The organism is Paenibacillus sp. P36 (assembly GCF_045866505.1).
GTDB classification, from domain to species: domain Bacteria; phylum Bacillota; class Bacilli; order Paenibacillales; family NBRC-103111; genus Paenibacillus_E; species Paenibacillus_E chondroitinus.
Genome location: NZ_AP038372.1, coordinates 5,016,126 through 5,036,632 on the forward strand (window position 1 = coordinate 5,016,126; position 20,507 = coordinate 5,036,632).

Sequence of the window (20,507 nt, forward strand, 5' to 3'; positions counted from 1 at the left end):
GTCCATTTCGAAATTATTTACAAAAAATATGCTTGCCAATATTCTTAACTTGTGGTCGGCTCCAAATCCACTTGGATGTTGCGGTTTCCGGGTTAAAATAATAGATACACCCGCCTGTAGGATCCCAGCCGCTTAATGCATCCTTAACCGCTTTTTTCGTTGATTCGCTAGGTGTAAGCCAAATTTGGCCATCCGCTACAGCGGTAAACGCACCTGGTTGAAAGATAACGCCCGAAACCGTGTTGGGAAAGCTCGGGTTTTTGACGCGGTTCAAAATGACTGCGGCTACTGCTACTTGTCCAACATAGGGCTCGCCTCGTGCTTCACCATTCACAGCATTCGCCATCAAGTTAATATCCTGCTCCGAGAGGCCAAGGTTATTTGATGGAGTTAGATTAGCCGGTTTTTGGTCCGAAGCAGCATTGTCCGTGCCACCAGCAGTTCCACCGCCACCACCACCACCTGTGTTTCCTCCAGTGGCTGGTGCAGTTGGTTTCCAATTTTTCGTAGCTTCCCATAGTTTAAGTTTTGTTTTTGGCCCTACAATACCATCTACAGTCATCCCAAATTCGCCTTGGAAACGTTTCACAGCCGTTAATGTCTTATACCCATAATCACCGTCTATATTGCCGCCATAAAAACCGATGAATTTCAAACGTCCTTGCAGTTCATTGACGTCTGCACCCGTAGCTCCATAACGTATCTCATTTTTGCTGAACGTTTCTTCCGCCGGCGGGTTGAACTTTCCTTTCAATTGGAAGGCAACAACCAATACGAAAACAATGCAAAAGGTTAATACAATTAATCGTTTATTCATTCCCCTTCTCAACCTCACTTTTCAAATAAGAGCCTTTTCTTACTTTTCTTAGCTTATTATGAGAAAGGGGGTCTTGGTTTATGCAAACAAAAACACTCTCTAGAAAGAGAGTGTCCATGTAATCATCCTGCATCTGCTATCAACTAATTCGATTGTGTTGGTATTGCTCAATTGACATCAGCACTTCGCGGGGTTTGCTTCCCTCATAAGGGCCGACAACGCCTTTGGCTTCCATGGCGTCAACAAGCCTTGCTGCACGTGTATAGCCAACTCTCATGCGTCTTTGAAGCAAGGAAACGGATGCTTGTTTCGCTTCCAAAACGATTTGAACCGCTTGATCATACAGCTCGTCCTCGAATTCATTTTGTTGTTCCGGCATTTCTTCCACTTGCGGTACCAATTCTTCTTGGTAATTGGCTTGTTCTTGCGTACGGACGAAAGTTACGACATGCTCGACCTCTTGATCAGATAAAAAGGCCCCTTGTACACGTACCGGCTTGGATGCGCCAACAGGTAAATAAAGCATATCGCCTCGGCCTAGCAGCTTCTCGGCGCCAACCATATCCAAAATGGTCCGTGAATCGACTTGGGAAGAAACTCCAAATGCAATACGCGAAGGGATATTGGCTTTGATAACACCCGTAATGACATCAACGGATGGCCTTTGCGTAGCAATAATCAAGTGAATACCAGCTGCGCGAGCCATCTGCGCTAATCGGCAGATTGAATCTTCTACGTCATTAGCTGCGACCATCATTAAATCCGCCAACTCGTCTACAATGACAACGTAGTAAGGCAATGGAGCCGCTGTGCCGCTTTCCGTCAACATAGCATTATAGCCTTCAATGTTTCGCGTTCCGCTCTTCGAAAACAACTCGTAGCGTTTCTCCATCTCGACAACGATTTTCTTAAGAGCCAGAGATGCTCTTCGTGGATCAGTTACAACCGGCGCGAGAAGATGCGGTATTCCATTGTAGACATTTAACTCAACCATCTTGGGGTCGATCATCAGAAACTTAACTTCATTCGGTTTAGCTTTATACAAGATACTCGTAATGATCCCGTTAATACATACGGATTTACCTGAACCTGTAGCACCAGCTACGAGTAAGTGAGGCATTCGAGCCAAATTCCCCACGATAGGTTGTCCAGAGATATCCCTCCCGAGTACAACAGACAGACGAGAACTCGATTCTTGAAAAGCTGATGTTTCCATCACTTCTCGCATCGTTACAACGGAAACCTCAAGATTCGGAACCTCAATCCCAATTGCCGATTTGCCCGGAATCGGAGCTTCCATCCGAATATCCTTTGCGGCAAGCGCTAACGCGATATCGTCCGTTAAGGAAACAATTCGACTTACCTTCACCCCGACGTCAGGCTGAATCTCGTACCGTGTAACAGCAGGTCCCCTGACGACCTCGAGCACTTTGGCACGCACACCGAAGCTTTCCAAGGTGGCCTCCAGCTTTCGCGCATTCGCTTTGTAGTCCGACATCTCACTTCCTTTGCCGACAGCCGGCTTCGCCAGCAGGTCCAGTGCAGGCATCTCATACGGACGGGTTTGAACGGCCGGTACATGATCTTGAAACTCTAAAGTTACAGGTTCATCATCCCCAGTTGCATCACTCGCTGAAGCTGGTTTTGTCTTAGGCATCGCCGTTGTTGATGCAGCCGAAACAGGTTTAACCGATTGTTGGGCTTCTTGAAACACTTGCTCCTGAAAATCGCGGATAATCGGTGTGACAGGCTGATCTTCCGCTGGAATCTCGACAGCAGATCGCACTTCATTCGATTTATAAACCACTTCCTCGGAAGCTTCCGTTTCTTCTGCATTATGTACAAATTCATCTTCATTCTCATCATTTGCCGCTGCAGTTGCTTTCTTTCGCCCTTCTTTAATAGGACGCAGCAACTCCATGAGAAGCGGTGATTTCTTTCGTTTCACTGGCTGGAATACTTCTTCATCGAACTCATCGTCAACAGGGACATAAGCCTGCCTTTTTACTTTCTTGTCGTTTGTACCAGAGACCGTGGCCGTGGCAACCTGCGCGGGTTGTCGCCCTTCTCGATCCTGCAGCCATTCTTTCATTCTGTCTTTGAAATTTTGCCCGACATTGCTGAACCGTCCGCGGATTACGTTCCCGATATCCACATAAGAGATGCCGGTAGCCAGAATAAAACCTATGACAAATAAGGCGTACTGAATTAATCTTGCACCTAAGTAATCAAATAAGAAGTACAAGATACTATACAGCATAGCGCCGATCATGCCGCCGCCAATGCCGTGCTTAAGCGCAGCCTGTCCTGCTTCTGTCGGATGCAGCCCTTCCAACATGGCATTCCATGTCGACGAAATGATTTTGCCTGACGTAAATCCGCCATCCGGGTACAATTGAGCAAATAAATCAATGTGATTTTTTATCAACAGTCCAAGAATAAACAGCAAAATGCCTGCTTTCTTAGGCGTCACCATCTGTGGCCAGGCTCGTTTGATCATGGCATATAAGGCCACATATATGAAAATGAGAGGCACTAACGAATACCACGTTCCAACAAAAAAACGGAAAAGGTAAATCAATGAGTTTCCGACATGTCCTTGATGAGCAAGGGCAATGACGGAAAAAATCAAAATGAGAATCCCGTACAATTCGAATAACAAGCTAGTTTTTAAAGCCTTACCCTTCTTCTTGCGTTTCGCCACGCTTGTCACCCCCAAGTCCACATTATACCATATTTGGCTTGAGGGATGATACAGGAACAGCGCTTTATGTGAGTGAATTCTCCATGATTGGACTGAAAGAAATTATAGTTCCAGGGGCATATTGCTCTTTTAAATAATCCTGCGGGTTACAGCTGTACAGTCTGACAATACGAGCTTGAAAGCCGCTAATTGGCTCAATCTGCATCTTGATTCCGCCTTGTTCAATATCCATGAACTTGGGCTCATACGTATCTGCCCCTTCAAAAATCACATCCATCGGCACCACCGAGTAGTGAATCATTGTACCATGCCACCACCCATAGCTGCCTTCTTCGACTCAATACGCTTGTTAAGCTCCCGAATGGCATCGCCGATCCCGCCGACCTGATTGATTAAGCCGTATTTCACAGCATCCTCGCCAATGACCGTTGTCCCGATATCTCTGGTTAACTCCCCCGTCTTAAACATCAACTCTTTAAACTTTTGTTCCGTTACATTGGAATGTTTCGTTACGAATCGAACGACGCGTTCTTGCATTTTATCCAGATACTCAAAAGTTTGCGGAACCCCGATAATTAAGCCATTTAATCGAATTGGGTGAATCGTCATCGTCGCAGTCTCCGCAATAATGGAGTAATCTGCAGAAACTGCAATAGGAACCCCGATACTGTGTCCTCCCCCTAGAACTAGAGCGATCGAAGGCTTCGAAAGGGTTGACACCATCTCTGCTATCGCTAACCCTGCTTCAACATCTCCGCCCACCGTATTTAAAATAATCATGACGCCTTCAATCTTTGGATTTTGCTCCGCGGCGACCAATTGTGGGATGATATGCTCATATTTCGTTGTTTTATTCTGCGGCGGAAGCACGATATGGCCTTCGACTTGTCCGATGATCGTAAGACAAAAAATGTTCGATTCGCCCGAAATCGTATTGGTTTGGCCTAATTGCTGAATATTTTCGAGGACAGGATTTTTCTTTCCTTCCTCTGTCACTGGTTCCTGCTGCTTCGTCGGTTCTGTAGATGATGCCACAATAAGTCCCCCTTCATGTTTGACTAACAATCCTTACAGACATGGATCATAATCTCCCATAGTATGAATAATCTTGGTACCTTTCATGCATCATTTCTACTTATGGGCCGACTGAAAAAAGCTCCCTCCAGTGATGGAGAGAGCTTTGCTATTTGCATAGGTTCAAGTGACTGTTCGAGCCTAGACTTCCATGATAATTGGAAGGATCATTGGTCTTCTTCTGGTTTGTTCATATAAAAAGCGTCCGAGAACATCTTTTACATTAGTTTTTAAAGATGCCCATTCATTTACATTTTCATTCATTAACTTCGTTAATGTATTGGTAACAATGCGATTGGCTTCTTCCAAGAGGCCCTCTGATTCACGTACATACACGAATCCGCGAGAAATGATATCCGGTCCGGATAAAATTTTGCCATCTTGTTTACTGAGAGTAACAACGACTACAAGAATACCGTCCTGAGACAGTAACTTACGGTCACGCAACACAATGTTGCCTACATCTCCGACGCCCAGTCCATCAATCAGAATGTTGCCGCTTTGAACTTTGGATCCTTTGCGTGCAACTCCATTTTGAATTTCTACCGTGTCACCGATATCACACATGAAAATATCTTCTTTCGCCATACCTACAGACTCAGCAAGGAGTCCATGCTGACGGAGCATGCGATATTCACCGTGAATGGGAATAAAGTATTTCGGCTTCATCAAATTGAGCATAAGCTTCAATTCTTCTTGACTGCCGTGACCTGAAACGTGTACACCGGTTACTGAACCTGGTCCGTAAATAACATTAGCACCGATACGGAACAATTCATCTACGGTACGTCCTACATCACGTTCATTTCCTGGAATCGGCGTAGCTGCAATAATGACCGTATCCCCTGGTAAAATATCAACTTTACGGTGGGTGGAACGTGCCATTCTTGTAAGTGCAGACATCGGCTCGCCTTGGCTTCCTGTGGAAAGAATGACAACCCGGTCAGCAGCAAGCTTGTTCACTTCCTCCGGCTCAATCAACATGCCATCCGGAATGTTCAAGTAACCTAATTCGCTTGCAATCGATACCACGTTAACCATGCTTCGACCAATAACGGTAACTTTACGATTCGTTGCAGCCGCTGCATCAAACACCTGTTGTACACGATGAATGTTAGATGCAAATGTTGCAATAACCACTCTCTGTTTAGCTTTACGGAACACTTCTTCAATCTCAATACCTACACTGCGCTCCGAGCCTGTGTAACCAGGTCGTTCTGCATTGGTACTGTCAGAAAGCAAGGCAAGAACGCCTTTCTTCCCGATCTCTGCCATGCGGTGCAAATCGGCATATTGATCGTTCACAGGAGTTTGATCAAATTTGAAGTCTCCTGTATGCACAACCACGCCTTCCGGTGTATCCAGAGCGACACCTACAGAATCAGGGATACTGTGATTCGTTTTGAAGAATGTTGCTGTAATAGTGCCTAAAGAAAGCACGGAATCCGCGTTAATTAGGATCCGGTTCGTTGTACCGAGCAAGTTCGCTTCCTTCAGCTTCGCTTCAATGAGACCCATTGTAAGTTTAGTAGCATACAGTGGAACATTAAGATGCTTAAGCACATAAGGTAAGCCGCCGATATGATCTTCATGGCCGTGAGTAATGATAATGCCGCGTACTTTATCCCGATTCTCCGTTAAGTATCCGATATCTGGAATGACAATATCAATTCCGAGCATGTCCTGCTCAGGAAATTTCAAACCACTATCAATGACGATGATATCGTTCGCATACTGAACGCAATACATATTTTTTCCGATTTCGCCCACGCCGCCAAGAGCGAAGATCAAAAGTTTATCAATATTTTTTTTGGACAAGAATATACCTCCTTCTAAGATTGGACGACGAATTTTAGATGAAAAACCGAACTAGTCACTTGCAACCATTATACATGAAAAAAAACAACAAATACAAGTTAATACCGATTACAATAGCTTCCCCAAAAAAAGAAAACCGATGCCGGAGCACCGATTCATTAGGCGTTATCATACAAAAAGTGATTGGATGAATTGTCCTTCTTGCTCGGATACGCGAACTAACGGAAGTCTCACGCCCCCTGTTTGGATGCCTTTCAGTGCAAGAGCATGCTTGATTGGAGCAGGACTCGGAACACGGAAAATGCCAATAAACACAGGGTGCAGCTTACGATGAAGCTCTGCCGCTTGCTGAATGTTACCTTCTAAATAATACTTTACCATAGATTGCATTTCTTTTCCAATCACATGGCTCGCAACACTAATAATTCCATAACAACCTACGGATAATGCTGGCAGGGCATTGCTGTCATCCCCGCTGTATACTAGAAAACCAGGGGCTGCATCGTTAAGAATACGGGTTAATTGATCCGTGTTCGCACAATCCTTGGTTGCCACAATATTCGAAATGTGGGAAAGACGAATGGTTGTCTCTGCATCCAAATTAACACCTGTACGGCCCGGTACATTATAAAGCATGATACCGACGTTAACGGATTCAGCAACGGCTTTAAAATGCTGGTACAACCCCTCTTGCGACGGGCGGTTATAGTAAGGAGCGACGATAAGCAAAGCATCGACTCCAAGTTTCTCGACCTTTTGGGAGAAATGAATGGTGTGTGCCGTATCATTGCTTCCAGTGCCTGCAATGATCTTGCAACGACCTCGTGCATAACGAACGGATAGCTCGATCAGCTTCAGCTTCTCCTCGTCAGTTAATGTAGGCGCCTCACCAGTGGTCCCACAAATTACGAGGCTATCAGACTGCTGCTCTTCGATCAAATAATTGATTAGCGGTTCTACTTGGTCCCAGTTGACTTGTAATTGCTCGTCAAACGGAGTGACCATGGCTGTGATTACTCTTCCAAAATCCACCGTTTGCACCTCCTGAATCTCATATTCATTTATTTAAACCAAATTTATGATGTAATGCTTTAACCGATTTGATCATATCTTCACCTTGTACAAGCACCCAGATCGTCGTATTCGAATCGGCTGATTGCAAGATCCGTATGTCTTCTATCGTTAAAGCTTCTACAATTTGCGCCATAATTCCCGGCACGCCGTTCATCCCCCCGCCAATCACGGATACCTTGGCACATCCACTTAAAGCATGGGGTTCGTAACCATGGCTCCTAAGCAGCTTAACTGCGCGTTCAGCTTCGTGGTCGAAAACGGTATAAACAACTGCCGATGGATTCACACTGATAAAATCAACACTGATCTGGTTCTGCGCCATCGTTTTGAATACACGAAGCTGCAGATCGAATTGCCCCTCAACGGCGGCCACATAGATTTGCGTAATGTTCGTAAAATGGGCAATCCCTGTAACAAAGCGGTCTTTCACTTGGTTCATGTCATGCGGGATACTGTCTGAAGCTGTAACCAAAGTGCCTAATTCCTTCGTGAACGTGGATCGCACCCGGATCGGAATATTAGCGTGCATAGCGACTTCTACGGCACGCGGATGAATCACTTTGGCGCCATTGTGCGCCATATTGCAAATTTCAGCAAAGCTGACTCGAATGAGTGGTTTGGCGTCCTCCACGATTCTTGGATCCGCTGTCATTATCCCATTGACGTCTGTGAAAATATCAACAATGTCGGCTTTCAGTGCTGCTCCTAACGCAGTCGCTGATGTATCACTACCTCCGCGTCCCAGCGTAGTCAGTTCATCCTCGCTTGTTTTACCTTGAAAACCTGTAACGATAACAACCATATCTTGTTCCAGTAATTCTAGAATACGGTTAGGCTGCATAGCAACGATCTTAGCGTTACCGTGATCGTCATTTGTTAAAATGCCAGCTTGCCCACCCGTCAAAACTGTTGAGCGGATGCCTCTAGACTGCAATAAACTGCACAAATGTACCGCAGAAATTAATTCTCCGCAGCCCATTAGCATGTCGAGTTCCCGCGCCGGCAGCCCCTCCCCGTTCTTACGAACAAGATCTAAGAGCGTGTCAGTCGCATAGGGTTCCCCTTTACGTCCCATCGCAGAAACAACAACGACTAGTTTGTAATCATCGATTAGTGCATCTTGAATATGTCCAATAACATGTTCTCTGGCTTGTGCGGTGGAAAGCGAGGTACCTCCGAATTTCTGTACAAGGATTCGCATGAGTTTCCCCCATATTCACTGCAACTTAATCGCAGTAATGCTGATTATTGTTCTATAGCAATATATTCAGCAATTTGCACAGCATTCCAAGCAGCGCCTTTGAGCAGGTTGTCAGAAACAATCCACATATTCAGTGCTTTTGGGTTGCTCAAATCGCGGCGCACGCGTCCAACAAAAGTTTCCAGCTTGCCCGCTGCATCTGTTGCTAGTGGATATTGCTGCTCAGCCGGGTTGTCAACTAACACGATACCAGGAGCATTCGCAAGCAATGTTTTCACTTCTTCTACGTCGAAATCTTCCTTCAATTCCACGTAAACAGACTCTGAATGTCCATACACAACAGGAATGCGCACACAAGTGGCAGTCACTTCAATGGACTCGTCACCCATAATTTTTTTCGTTTCAAGAATCATTTTCATCTCTTCATTGGTAAATCCATTGTCGAGAAACTTGTCGATTTGAGGAATTGCATTAAACGCGATTTGGTGTTTCACCGGCAATGAGCCAACTGGCAAAATGTCCGGATTCGCATCGTTACCTGCAAGTACCTCTTGCGATTGTCTCAACATTTCATGAATCGCTTTCGTGCCCGCTCCAGAAACAGCTTGATACGTCGATACGATGATACGGGAAATGCCGTAACGATCGTATAAAGGCTTCAGGGTTGCAACCATCTGAATCGTGGAACAGTTTGGATTTGCAATGATACCTTTGTGCTCGTTGATCTTGTCAACATTCACTTCTGGAACAACCAGAGGTGTGTCTGGATCCATACGGTAGGCACTTGTGTTATCAATACAAATTGCACCTGCATTCACCGCGTGCGGAGCTAACGCTTTAGTCACGTCGCCGCCAGCGCTAAACAAGGCAATATCTACACCCTCAAAGCTGTCAGGGGTAGCTTCTTGAACCGTTACATCTTGACCTTTGAATGAGATCTTGACACCGGCTGAGCGAGCGGAAGAAAGCAATTTTAATTCCTTGATGGGGAAATTCCGTTGTTCTAATAGACGGATGATTTGTTCACCTACTGCGCCTGTTGCTCCGACGACTGCAATGTTGAAAAGCTTCTGGTTGGACATGAGCTGGTCTCTCCCCTTCAAGATTTATATATGAAATTAGTACTGAAATCTCTCAATAATCATGGGTTGCAATTGCTTGCCATCCAACGCAGACTCACAAGCTTCCATAATCAAGTCCATGCGAGCCACCAACGAATTTGGCTTAGCTCCAGGTGCATCTTGACCAAAAGGAACAAAATAAATGTTCTTCGTAATCAGAAGCTTAGCGATATTCATCGCATTCAAACCCAGTCCGTCATTGGTAGAGATAGCTAAAACAAGCGGACGTAAGTTCCGCATTTGCGCTTTGGCAGCCATAAGTACAGGACTTTCTGTCATCGCATTTGCTAGCTTACTAGTTGTATTTCCTGTGCACGGCGCAATAACCATCACATCAAGCAGCTTGGATGGACCTAGTGGTTCTGCATCTACAATTGTCGAAATGATGTTGTTGCCTGTTATGTCCTTTAACTGCTGCTGCCAATCTGCCGATTTCCCGAAACGTGTGTCCGTTGTCATGATCGTATTGGATACAATCGGAATGACACGTGCACCAGCATCTACAAATCTCTGAATTTGAGGCATTACCTCTTCCAGCGTACAGTGAGAACCGGTTAACGCGTAACCGACTGTTTTCCCTTGCCAATTCATTCCACATCGCTCCTGTCTCTGAAGTCTTCCTCGATCAGCTGACTTAGTGTGTTCGCCATGATGCGGCCAGCTGTTTTGGGGGCGACGATGCCAGGTAATCCGGGCGCAAGCATCGCTTTGACACCTCTTCTCTCGGCAAATCGGAAATCCGTTCCACCGGGTTTAGAAGCCAAATCGATGATCAGCGCGCGATGTGGGATATTGGTAATAACTTGCGCTGTGACTATCATAGTCGGAATTGTGTTAAAAAGCAAGTCAATATTCCCCACTTCCGGATACAGATCTTTCGTGTAAAAAGGCTGAAAACCCATCTCCCACGCCCTTGCGAAATGCTCTGGTTTCCTTACCCCTACCTTAACGGTAGCCCCTAAACCTTGCAGTGTTTTGGCCATGGTGAAACCCGTACGGCCAAAACCCAAAACCATACATACAGAACCATGAATCGTAATATCTGTGTTCTGTATCGCCATCATCAGCGCGCCTTCAGCTGTTGGAATGGAGTTGTATATCGCGACATCATCTCGATCAAATAACTCCACAACGCCTATTCCATGTGCGGCACAAAGATTTTTCAAATAACTTTTGGCCATTCCCGTGTATACCTTGGCATGCTTCGGCAGCGAAGAAATATGAACGTCCGTCAATCTCAACTCTTCGCTTGAAAAGATAGATTCCACTTGTCCCGAATCATCCGTACCAACAGCCGGCAAAATTAGAACATCAATCGTTTGAAGCAGCACGGGATCTAGTTTCGCATTGGAAACACTGCTGAATTGCCTCCCGAGATTGTCAAAACCGAATAATGTTACTGATGCGTCAAGCTCGGTAAATTTCTGAATTACTTCTAGCTGCCGGGCGTCTCCACCCATGAAAGCAACCGAAATCCCAGTAAGCATTCTTTGCTTACACCCCTTTCTCGGTCCGTTTCGATACGTTATAGTATGCGTTCGCCTAAAGATGGGTGCCACTGCTTTTTGAAACAAAAAAAAGAACCCCTATACAGAGGTTCTTCCTACTACTTATTATCGTCCTGTGTGACCAAACCCGCCGGAGCCCCGCTCCGTTTCCGTCAACTCATTAACTTCCACTAAATCAATCTGTGGTACCAGCTGAAATACCATCTGGGCAATGCGCTCATTGCGCCCAATTGTGAATGCTTCCTGTCCAAGATTGATCAGCAGCACCTTCACTTCACCACGATAATCAGCATCGATTGTTCCTGGAGAATTTAGTGTCGTAATGCCATATTTGAACGCCAATCCGCTTCTTGGCCGGATCTGTGCTTCAAGTTCCGGCGGCATGCTCAATGCGAATCCAGTGGGAATAAGCCGACGCTCACCCGGAGCAAGAATAACGGGTTCGCTTACAGCAGCGTGAAGGTCAAATCCACTTGCGGCTGCAGACATTTTCTGAGGCAAGAGAATATCTTCCTGCCCGGAAACACGTTTTATTTGGACATCAAACTTAGAGAGAGACAAGCTGATCCCTCCTGAAGCTGCTAATGACATCATCGGAATTCCCTACCATAGACAGAGCGAACGGTGTAGAGAATAATGTTTTGGTTAAAGCTTGAATGTGCTCCATTTGAACGCTGTCAATGCGTTGAAGCATTTCATCCAGGCTGTAGTGCTTGCCGGTCATCAACTCATTTTTCCCGAAACGGTTCATGCGGCTGCTCGTACTCTCAAGACTAAGAATCAGGCTGCCCTTCAACTGTTCTTTCCCTTTTTTCAACTCGGATTCCAGCATCCCTTTTACCGCTATATCATGCAGCAGCTCCATCGTTACCTTCAAGACTTCTTCTGTTTGTTTAGGTGCTGTGCCTGTATAGATCGTAAACATACCGCTATCGATATGGGAAGAATGGTACGAATACACCGAGTAAGCTAAGCCGCGCTTCTCACGGATTTCTTGAAATAGCCTGGAGCTCATGCCCCCGCCGATCGCGTTATTGAGCAGCACCATAGGGTACAGGTTTTCCTCTTGTAAGGAGAGACCTGGCAGTGAGAGACAGATATGATTTTGCTCTGTTTTCTTAGCATGGAAAATCAATTCTCCAAGGAAATCCGGTGCATCATAGCTCGTTTCTGCTCCTGTTAGTGCGAATCCACCAAAATGCTTCTCAATCAATTCACGAACGCTGTCATCAATATTGCCGGCAATGCTTAGCACCGTATTCTCCGTATTATAATGTTTCTTCATATAATTACGAAGATCATCGGACTTCATTTTGGATAAATTCTCCGCCGTCCCGAGAATCGTATAACCTAATGGATGAGTCCCATAAGAAGCTTTCGCTAATAAATCATGGACCAAGTCGTCAGGTGTATCTTCATACATCGAGATCTCTTCATAAATGACTCCCTTTTCTTTCTCCAGCTCCCCTTCATCAAAGGAAGAATGGAAGAACATGTCGGAAAGTACATCCATAGCTAGCGGCAAATGCTCATCGAGTACTTTGGCATAATAGCAAGTGTACTCTTTGGAGGTAAATGCATTGACATTCCCGCCAATTCCGTCAAATATCTCTGCGATATCTTTTGCTGAATGGCGCTCCGTCCCCTTGAACAGCATGTGTTCAATAAAGTGTGAAATGCCGTTTTGTTCTTGAGACTCATTACGTGAGCCAGTCTTTACCCAAATTCCGAACGTGACCGATCGAAAAGTAGGGATTTGTTCCATAACCACTCTCAAGCCATTATGTAAGCGATATTTGATCACTAAGTTTCCTCCTCAAAATGAAGCCCGTAAAGTCCCATTTCCAAATTATACTTCCTCAGTCTAACAAAAATGTGCGAGCGACTCAACTTTGCAAGTTGGCCCTCACTCAGTTGACAATTTGGTTCGCTTCTTCGACCCGTTTGGAGGAAAGCAATTCCGTTACCGTACCCATGGTTAATCCCTTATTCTTAATCATTCGTATCATCCCTGGCAGTGCGTCCCTGGAAGAAGGTGTTGGATGCATCAGAATAAGCGTGCCTGGCTCAACACTGGTGGAAAGCCGCTGCAGAATGCGATCTGCTCCGGGATTTTTCCAATCAATCGTATCAAAAGTCCATAACACCGTCTTTAGTTTAAACTCGGCCGCTACTTGAACCGTTTCTTGGTTAAAATACCCCGAAGGCGGGGCAAATAGTGTGTTATTTACGCCTAACTGCTGCTTCAGCAACTGCTCCGTTTTGGAGATTTCCTCCACAGCCTTACTTCGGCTGACGTTCCTCATATCCTTATGGGAATAAGCATGATTGGACAATTCATGACCTGCATTCTGGATCGTTTTCGCCATCTCAACATTTTTATTCAACCAAGAGCCATCGAGGAAAAATGTAGCGTGCACGTTTTCTTTGCGCAGCGTCTCTAAAATGCTCGGCAAATACTCATTCCCCCAAGCAACATTGATCATAAATGAGACCATAGGCTTTTTGGGATTGCCTTTATAGATGGGGTTTGGTCCCAGATCTTCCAACTGGATACTAGGAGGAACTTCTTTCATGATGTAATTGATTTTGCCAGGCGTCAACTTGTGCTGAGCCAGTTTAAGCGTTTCAGGAATATCGACTTCCAGACCGTTATAACCAGGAATTGCTTTCCACACTGAATCTAATTTCGCATTGATCGGAGCAATTTTACGTTTTTCCGCCTCTTGGGTAATTGTATCTAATAAATTATTGCTTTTAGGCGGTGTCGATTGAATTGGACCAGCAGCCGGCTGCATTGCAAAAACCGGAAGCGCTTCTTCGTCCTCCCAATCGGTCCCGAATACATAGGGACTTTGTCCACTTTTCACGGACTGAATATAAGCACCCACATTAGGGATAGTATCTAAGGCAAGCATAATCATAGCAAAAAAACTTCCAAGTAGAAGCCATTTCTTGTAGCGCATAGACCGATCCCCCTTCTCCTCATGTCCTGAGTGTATGCAGAAAGGGACAAGAGTAGAACCGGGCATGTCCTGTCTTACAAAATAGCAAAAAAGAGACAGATTCATCTGACTCTTTATCCATTACTTCATCTATGAAAAAGGGACTTCACAAGTCACTCGGCTCTAGGTTTGAGCCGGGACTTGCGAAGTTAATGTAGCTTTGCGAGAAAGGTTTACTCTTCCTTGCTGGTCAATTTCCGTTACTTTGACTGTGATTTGATCGCCAACGTTAACGACATCTTCCACTTTTGCGACTCGTTCTGTGGAGATTTGAGAAATATGAACCAGACCTTCTTTACCTGGCAGGATCTCAACGAAAGCTCCGAATTTCTCAACGCGTTTTACCGTACCAAGATACGTTTCACCGACGATAACCTCACGCACAATACCTTCAATAATGGAACGTGCTTTTTCATTCATGGCTTGATTAGAGGAAGCAATGAAGACACGGCCATCTTGCTCGATATCAATTTTCACGCCAGTTTCTTCGATAATCTTGTTGATGATTTTACCGCCTGCTCCGATCACATCACGGATTTTGTCAGGGTTGATGTTCATTGTCAAGATTTTCGGCGCATATTCGGAAAGAGTTTTCTTCGGTTCCGAAATACGTGAAACCATTTTGCCTAAAATGTGCATACGGCCTTCTTTGGCTTGCTGCAAAGACTGCTGCAGGATGCTGCGATCGATACCATCGATTTTGATATCCATTTGAAGCGCTGTAATCCCTTCAGCTGTACCCGCAACTTTGAAGTCCATATCGCCAAGATGATCTTCCATCCCTTGAATATCGGACAAAATGGAGAAATGATCTCCGTCTTTAATCAGACCCATCGCAATACCAGCAACCGGTGCTTTAATTGGAACCCCAGCATCCATAAGCGCCAAAGTACTTGCGCAAATACTTGCTTGGGATGTAGATCCGTTGGATTCAAGTACCTCAGATACAAGACGAATCGTGTAAGGGAAATCGGTTTCGTTAGGTATGATCGGCTCCAAAGCTCTCTCCCCTAGCGCACCATGTCCGATTTCACGACGACCTGGCGGACGAAGCGGTCTTGCTTCACCTACGGAGAACGGAGGGAAATTATAGTGATGCATGAAGCGTTTCGTTTCTGTAAGATCCAAGCCATCTAGAATTTGAACATCGCCTAATGCGCCCAGTGTACAAATACTTAACGCTTGCGTTTGTCCACGTGTGAACAAGCCTGATCCGTGAGTCCGCGGCAGCAAGTCAATATCGCAGTCAATCGCACGAATTTCTTCCAATTTACGTCCATCCGGTCTAACTTTATCATGCGTAATCAAACGGCGAACTTCTTCTTTGACGATATCATAAAGAGTTTCTTTCACATCGCCTAACAACTCCGGTGTTTCCGCATACAAAGCTGTAAAATGTTCTACCGCTTCAGCGTTCACAACGTCAATTGCTTCTTGTCTTGCATGTTTCTCGGAAATTTTGATGGCATCAACTAATCTAGCCTGCGCGAAGTCGCGAACTGCTTTGCTTACATCAGCATCAACCGCATGGAGTTTCACTTCCATTTTCGGCTTGCCTGCGATTTCAACCAATTCTTCAATAACAGCAACAATTTTGCGGATTTCATCATGACCGTACATAATTGCTTCGAGCACAACGTCCTCGGATACTTCGTTGGCGCCTGCTTCAACCATCATGATAGCGTCTTTTGTTCCTGCAACTGTTAAATGAAGATCACTTTTCTCCGCAATTTCACCCGTTGGGTTGATTACGAATTGACCATCCACACGTCCAACAATGACACCGCCAACAGGACCGTTGAAAGGAACATCCGAAATTGCCAGCGCTGCGGAAGTACCGATCATTGCCGCGATTTCCGGTGGACACTCTTGATCCACGCTCATCACCATGGACACGATTTGAACATCGTTACGGAAACCTTCCGGGAAAAGCGGACGAATCGGACGATCCGTCAAACGGCTCGCAAGAATTGCTTTTTCACTTGGGCGACCTTCACGCTTGATAAATCCGCCTGGAATCTTACCTACGGAATAAAGTCTTTCTTCATAATTGACAGTCAACGGGAAAAAATCCAGGTCTTTCGGTCCGCTGGATGCTGTAACTGTACTTAGCACAACCGTGTCACCATAGCGAACGGTAACTGCTGCATTGGCTTGTTTGGCAAGTCGGCCCGTTTCAAGAATGAACGGTTTACCGCCAAGTTCCATTTGTACCCTTTTCTCCATAAAATCCTCCTAAGGAAATTTCTTATTCATTATGTGTCTTGATACGCATTCACAGAAAAGGAGGTTAATACCTCAAACCTTTGACTCCGTATGTATTCAAAAACCTGCCTAGCACCTGAGTCATCCTCTAATTCTGCGTAGTGTCTAGTATTTCCTTCTTTTTCCGTTTTAAAAATACAAGAAAAAGCAACCTCGTTGCCACTCTCTGCGCAAGCTTTATCAAGCCCAGCAAAGGAGCAACAGGTTGCTTCTCATTGTCGGTTTTATCGACGCAAACCAAGCTTCTCGATCAAAGCACTATAACGGCTTACATCTTTGTTCTTCACGTAAGCAAGAAGCTTACGGCGTTGTCCAACCATTTTAAGCAAACCACGACGGGAGTGGTGATCTTTCTTGTGTGTACGAAGGTGGTTCGTAAGGTTTACAATGTTCTCAGTAAGGATTGCTACTTGTACTTCAGGTGAACCTGTGTCGGTATCGTGTACCTTGTGAGTTTGAATCAGTTGTGTTTTGCGCTCTTGTGTTAATGCCATGATTGTTCATCTCCTAAATTCTATTGTATCCCCATAAGCCTAGAAATCGCCGATGATAGCGTCTATCCAAGCTTAGGTTCATGCCAAGGGAATTGTCCTTTGGGCAACGTTAATCAGTATACCATAATCACATAGTAGAAGTAAATGTTTGATTCGGTAGGATCTATTCTAATTTATTTTTTGCAGCTTCCGCATCCACCTTGATCTGCGTAATCAGCTCGTCAATGGACGAGAATTTACGCTCGGGACGAAGGAAAGCAATGAGTTCAACCTTCATTTGTTCGCCATAAATTTGCTCGGAGAAGTCAAATAAATGAGCTTCAAACGATGGCTTCAACTCTCCAGTAGCAAAAGTCGGCTTAACGCCGATATTCATGACGCCTTTATAGGTTTCCCCTTTGATTGAAGCTTTAATCGCATACACGCCATTTGTAGGAACAACATAGGTCTCGTCCAATTGAAGATTAGCTGTTGGAAACCCTAATTGTCTTCCTCGCTTCTCTCCATCTATCACGATGCCGCTAATGCTGTAGGGACGGCCAAGAAGTCTAGTAACTGTGTCAATATCCCCTTGTTGCAACGATTCACGAATGAGTGTAGAACTAACTTTTTCGCCGTCCATTTGAAAAGGTCTCACCACTTCTACAGAAAATTTCCCGTGACTCAATTCGCAAAGCGAATCCGGGTTGCCTTTGCCTTGATAGCCGAAAGTAAAATCAAAACCGCAAATGACGCTGTTCACACCTAGCCGATCCAAGACTTGATCCACGAATAGTTCCGGGGACAATCGCATTAGCGAAGCGTCGAAGGTCACAATATAGGTATGATTGACGCCCAGCGAGGCAAATATCTCCATCTTCTCTTTCATCGGTGTCAAAAGATCAATGTATTTATCCTGCCCCATTACCGATCTGGGATGCGGGTGGAAAGTCATGATGGCTGTCGGAAGATTCAGCTTTTTAGCAGTAAGTATGGCTCGTCCAATGACCTCTCGGTGCCCCAGATGAACACCATCAAAATCACCTATAGCTACTACCTGCTCTCCGACAAAAACGCTCGGAGTATCAAAATCAATGGGATATGATATTGGTATTATTTGCATATAAGTTCAATTCACCTATCCATTTCAACCTGTCCCTGCTTGTAATGGGTTAAAGAAATACTTTTGAAGGGATCAGGATTTGGCCAGCGCTTTTCCATTCATAAAGCCCTAGGAACCTATTATCTGGAGAATAGGCACGAAGCAAGGTTGGAGAACCCGCCGCTGCACCTGTAATGCGACTTTTAGCCACAGTAATGCGTTTTCCTTGCTGCGCATGAGTGGCTTCTTGGTCGGAAAGCTCAACCGAAGGGATATGAGAGATCGCTTGATCCATAGGAATCATACGATTCTGCAATACGCCTTGATCCTTCAATTCTTTGATTTGCTCAAAGGTTAGACACTGTTCCTGACGGATATTGCCTGTGGAAGTTCTGATCAAGCTGCTCATAACCGCAGGATACCCTAAAGCTTTACCAATATCAACACAAAGCGTTCGAATATAGGTTCCTTTTGAGCAAGAAACACGGAAATGTATTTCCGGATGCTTTTGCTGTAAATCCATACGAAGAATGTCTAATTGATGGATCGTTACTTTGCGTGATTTGCGCTCAACTTCCTTGCCTTCGCGGGCCAGCTCATAGAGCCGTTTCCCGTCGATCTTAACAGCCGAGAACATAGGAGGAATCTGTTCGATCTCTCCGACAAAGCGAAGCAAAGCCTCGCGAACAACCGTTTCGTCCAATTGTACGAGAGAAACTTCTTCGAGCACATTGCCAGTCATATCTTCTGTATCTGTTGAAAGGCCAATTCGAAGAACGGCTTCATATTCCTTCGGCAAGTCCTGTATATATTCAACCATCCGGGTTGCTCGACCAATGCAAAGTGGCAGAACTCCTGTCACTTGCGGATCTAACGTTCCGGTATGGCCAATACGTCTAATTCCAAGTATACCTCTGACTTTGGCTACAACATCATGAGATGTGAAGCCTTCCGGTTTCCAAACAGGCAAGATGCCTTCTAGCGTCATATCAGCTTGCTCCCTACTTCCTGAACCATTCTTGCTACGGCTTCTTCAATTGTTCCTTGGATTGTGCAGCCTGATGCACGAACATGACCGCCTCCACCAAGGGATTGAGCGATCGCTGCAACGTCGACAAGTCCTGAAGAGCGAAGACTTACTTTAATTACGCCGGGTGCTTTCTCCTTAAATAGCATCCCCACTTCGACGCCTTCCACGTTACGAGGGTAGTTCACCAGTCCATCTAAATCTTCACTGGAAGCCCCAGTAGACTCCAAATCAGCTAAAGAGACTGCGAGCCACGCCAGTTTGCGGTCATGGGCAAACGAAAGGGTAGATAAGGCCTTTTGAAGAAGAACGATTTGCGAATAGGTCACTCTCTCCAAAACTTGCTCGGCAATTTCGGAGCCCTGCACGCCCAAAGCAAGTAGAGACGCTCCAATTTGCATAACTTCCGGCGAAGTATTCGAATAACGAAAACCGCCTGTATCCGTAAGCAAACCTGTGTAGATGCAGTCACCAATGGCCAAGTTCAAACTCATGTTCATATGTATGGCTAAATCATACAAGATTTGAACAGTCGCGGCCGCATCATGTTTAATCAAATGGCACGAACCAAATCTATCATTGGTTGGATGATGATCAACATTGAGCAGCTGAGCTTGTTCATCAAAAAGAGTGCTGACCCTACCTATTCTGGAGAAATCAGCACAATCAACACTTATTATGGTCTTGTAACGTCTACTCGGTACTTCTTTGCTAAAATCAAGTACCTGATCGCTTCCCCATAGATAGGAGAATTTAGAAGGCATAGGACCATCGTTGATCATGGTAAAGGTCTTCCCTAGCTGGTCCAGAAGCCAACCCATCGCGTATGTAGAGCTGGCGGCATCCCCATCCGGCTGGATGTGAGATACCACCAGGAAATCATCATGCTGCTCGATAAACTTAGCTGCTGCTTCCAGCTGCTGGCTGTATTCGGTGGCATGCATCATTCCATTACTCATACACTTGGATTTCCTTCCTGGTTTAGCTTATGAAGCAAGTTCTCGATATGACTGCCATAATCGATAGACGCATCGAACTTGAACTGTAGTTCCGGGATTTTCCGTAACCGAATTCGTTTGCCAAGCTCAGAACGGATGTAACCGGAACCTGCAGAAAGAGCCTTCAGTGTGGCTTCTTTCTGTTCGTCCGTACCCATCACGCTTAGATACACACGCGCTAAGGAAAGATCGTTTGTTACTTCAACACCCGTAACGGTTAGGAAACCAATTCGCGGGTCTTTTAACTCGGATTGAACGATTTGGCTCAATTCCTTCTTGATTTGCTCGCTTACTCGACCTACACGCACTCTAGCCATTTG

At 45.3% G+C, this 20,507-nt stretch carries 19 protein-coding genes; all 19 read right to left on the reverse strand.

Annotated elements, in window-relative coordinates:
* Positions 1 to 13: 13 nt before the first annotated feature.
* The 19 genes from sleB to rbfA all read right to left on the reverse strand — a co-directional run bounded on the left by sleB (position 14) and on the right by rbfA (position 20,504).
* On the reverse strand, positions 14 to 817 hold the full coding sequence (sleB, locus tag ACKTT9_RS22510) for a spore cortex-lytic enzyme (RefSeq protein ID WP_407867718.1): 804 nt from the start codon (positions 815 to 817) through the stop codon (positions 14 to 16).
* A gap of 139 nt (positions 818 to 956) precedes the next feature.
* Positions 957 to 3,521 (reverse strand): DNA translocase FtsK, encoded by a 2,565-nt coding sequence (locus tag ACKTT9_RS22515; RefSeq protein WP_407867719.1) that lies wholly within the window; start codon positions 3,519 to 3,521, stop codon positions 957 to 959.
* 64 nt (positions 3,522 to 3,585) lie between these two features.
* Complete coding sequence (locus tag ACKTT9_RS22520) at positions 3,586 to 3,822, reverse strand: YlzJ-like family protein (RefSeq protein ID WP_407867720.1); 237 nt, start codon at positions 3,820 to 3,822, stop codon at positions 3,586 to 3,588.
* Entirely contained in the window at positions 3,819 to 4,559 is a 741-nt protein-coding gene (locus ACKTT9_RS22525; RefSeq protein WP_127451156.1) for an ATP-dependent Clp protease proteolytic subunit, read from the reverse strand. Before ACKTT9_RS22525 ends, ACKTT9_RS22520 begins: the two co-directional genes overlap by 4 nt.
* Before the next feature lie 177 nt (positions 4,560 to 4,736).
* Positions 4,737 to 6,413, reverse strand: a complete 1,677-nt coding sequence (locus ACKTT9_RS22530; RefSeq protein WP_127450978.1) for a ribonuclease J — start codon at positions 6,411 to 6,413, stop codon at positions 4,737 to 4,739.
* A gap of 168 nt (positions 6,414 to 6,581) precedes the next feature.
* The gene (gene dapA, locus ACKTT9_RS22535) at positions 6,582 to 7,445 is read right to left on the reverse strand and encodes a 4-hydroxy-tetrahydrodipicolinate synthase (protein WP_407867721.1); all 864 of its coding nucleotides are present in this window, start codon (positions 7,443 to 7,445) and stop codon (positions 6,582 to 6,584) included.
* Positions 7,446 to 7,470: 25 nt separating this feature from the next.
* A complete protein-coding gene (gene dapG, locus ACKTT9_RS22540) occupies positions 7,471 to 8,688 on the reverse strand; it encodes an aspartate kinase (RefSeq protein ID WP_407867722.1) in 1,218 nt (405 codons plus the stop codon).
* Positions 8,689 to 8,732: 44 nt separating this feature from the next.
* Positions 8,733 to 9,770, reverse strand: coding sequence for an aspartate-semialdehyde dehydrogenase (locus ACKTT9_RS22545; protein ID WP_407867723.1), 1,038 nt, complete (start codon positions 9,768 to 9,770; stop codon positions 8,733 to 8,735).
* A 36-nt stretch (positions 9,771 to 9,806) separates the two neighbouring features.
* Positions 9,807 to 10,400, reverse strand: a complete 594-nt coding sequence (locus ACKTT9_RS22550) for a dipicolinate synthase subunit B (RefSeq protein ID WP_127450986.1) — start codon at positions 10,398 to 10,400, stop codon at positions 9,807 to 9,809.
* Positions 10,397 to 11,296, reverse strand: a complete 900-nt coding sequence (dpsA, locus tag ACKTT9_RS22555; RefSeq protein ID WP_157321166.1) for a dipicolinate synthase subunit DpsA — start codon at positions 11,294 to 11,296, stop codon at positions 10,397 to 10,399. The genes ACKTT9_RS22550 and dpsA overlap by 4 nt, the downstream gene beginning before the upstream one ends.
* A gap of 126 nt (positions 11,297 to 11,422) precedes the next feature.
* Positions 11,423 to 11,878: a dUTP diphosphatase gene (dut, locus tag ACKTT9_RS22560; protein WP_258567515.1), complete on the reverse strand. Its 456-nt coding sequence runs from the start codon at positions 11,876 to 11,878 to the stop codon at positions 11,423 to 11,425.
* Positions 11,865 to 13,121 carry a pitrilysin family protein gene (locus ACKTT9_RS22565; protein ID WP_181646151.1) on the reverse strand — a complete coding sequence of 419 codons (1,257 nt, stop codon included), beginning with the start codon at positions 13,119 to 13,121 and terminating at the stop codon, positions 11,865 to 11,867. The genes dut and ACKTT9_RS22565 overlap by 14 nt, the downstream gene beginning before the upstream one ends.
* A gap of 106 nt (positions 13,122 to 13,227) precedes the next feature.
* Complete coding sequence (locus ACKTT9_RS22570) at positions 13,228 to 14,283, reverse strand: polysaccharide deacetylase family protein (protein WP_407867724.1); 1,056 nt, start codon at positions 14,281 to 14,283, stop codon at positions 13,228 to 13,230.
* Between the two features lie 162 nt (positions 14,284 to 14,445).
* A complete protein-coding gene (pnp, locus tag ACKTT9_RS22575; RefSeq protein WP_157321169.1) occupies positions 14,446 to 16,548 on the reverse strand; it encodes a polyribonucleotide nucleotidyltransferase in 2,103 nt (700 codons plus the stop codon).
* A gap of 263 nt (positions 16,549 to 16,811) precedes the next feature.
* Positions 16,812 to 17,081 (reverse strand): 30S ribosomal protein S15, encoded by a 270-nt coding sequence (gene rpsO, locus ACKTT9_RS22580; RefSeq protein ID WP_029195252.1) that lies wholly within the window; start codon positions 17,079 to 17,081, stop codon positions 16,812 to 16,814.
* A gap of 163 nt (positions 17,082 to 17,244) precedes the next feature.
* Positions 17,245 to 18,183, reverse strand: coding sequence for a bifunctional riboflavin kinase/FAD synthetase (locus ACKTT9_RS22585; protein WP_407867725.1), 939 nt, complete (start codon positions 18,181 to 18,183; stop codon positions 17,245 to 17,247).
* Positions 18,184 to 18,232: 49 nt separating this feature from the next.
* Positions 18,233 to 19,150, reverse strand: a complete 918-nt coding sequence (gene truB / locus ACKTT9_RS22590; protein WP_407867726.1) for a tRNA pseudouridine(55) synthase TruB — start codon at positions 19,148 to 19,150, stop codon at positions 18,233 to 18,235.
* Complete coding sequence (locus ACKTT9_RS22595) at positions 19,147 to 20,148, reverse strand: DHH family phosphoesterase (protein ID WP_407867727.1); 1,002 nt, start codon at positions 20,146 to 20,148, stop codon at positions 19,147 to 19,149. Before ACKTT9_RS22595 ends, truB begins: the two co-directional genes overlap by 4 nt.
* Complete coding sequence (gene rbfA / locus ACKTT9_RS22600; protein WP_407867728.1) at positions 20,145 to 20,504, reverse strand: 30S ribosome-binding factor RbfA; 360 nt, start codon at positions 20,502 to 20,504, stop codon at positions 20,145 to 20,147. Before rbfA ends, ACKTT9_RS22595 begins: the two co-directional genes overlap by 4 nt.
* Positions 20,505 to 20,507: the final 3 nt, after the last annotated feature.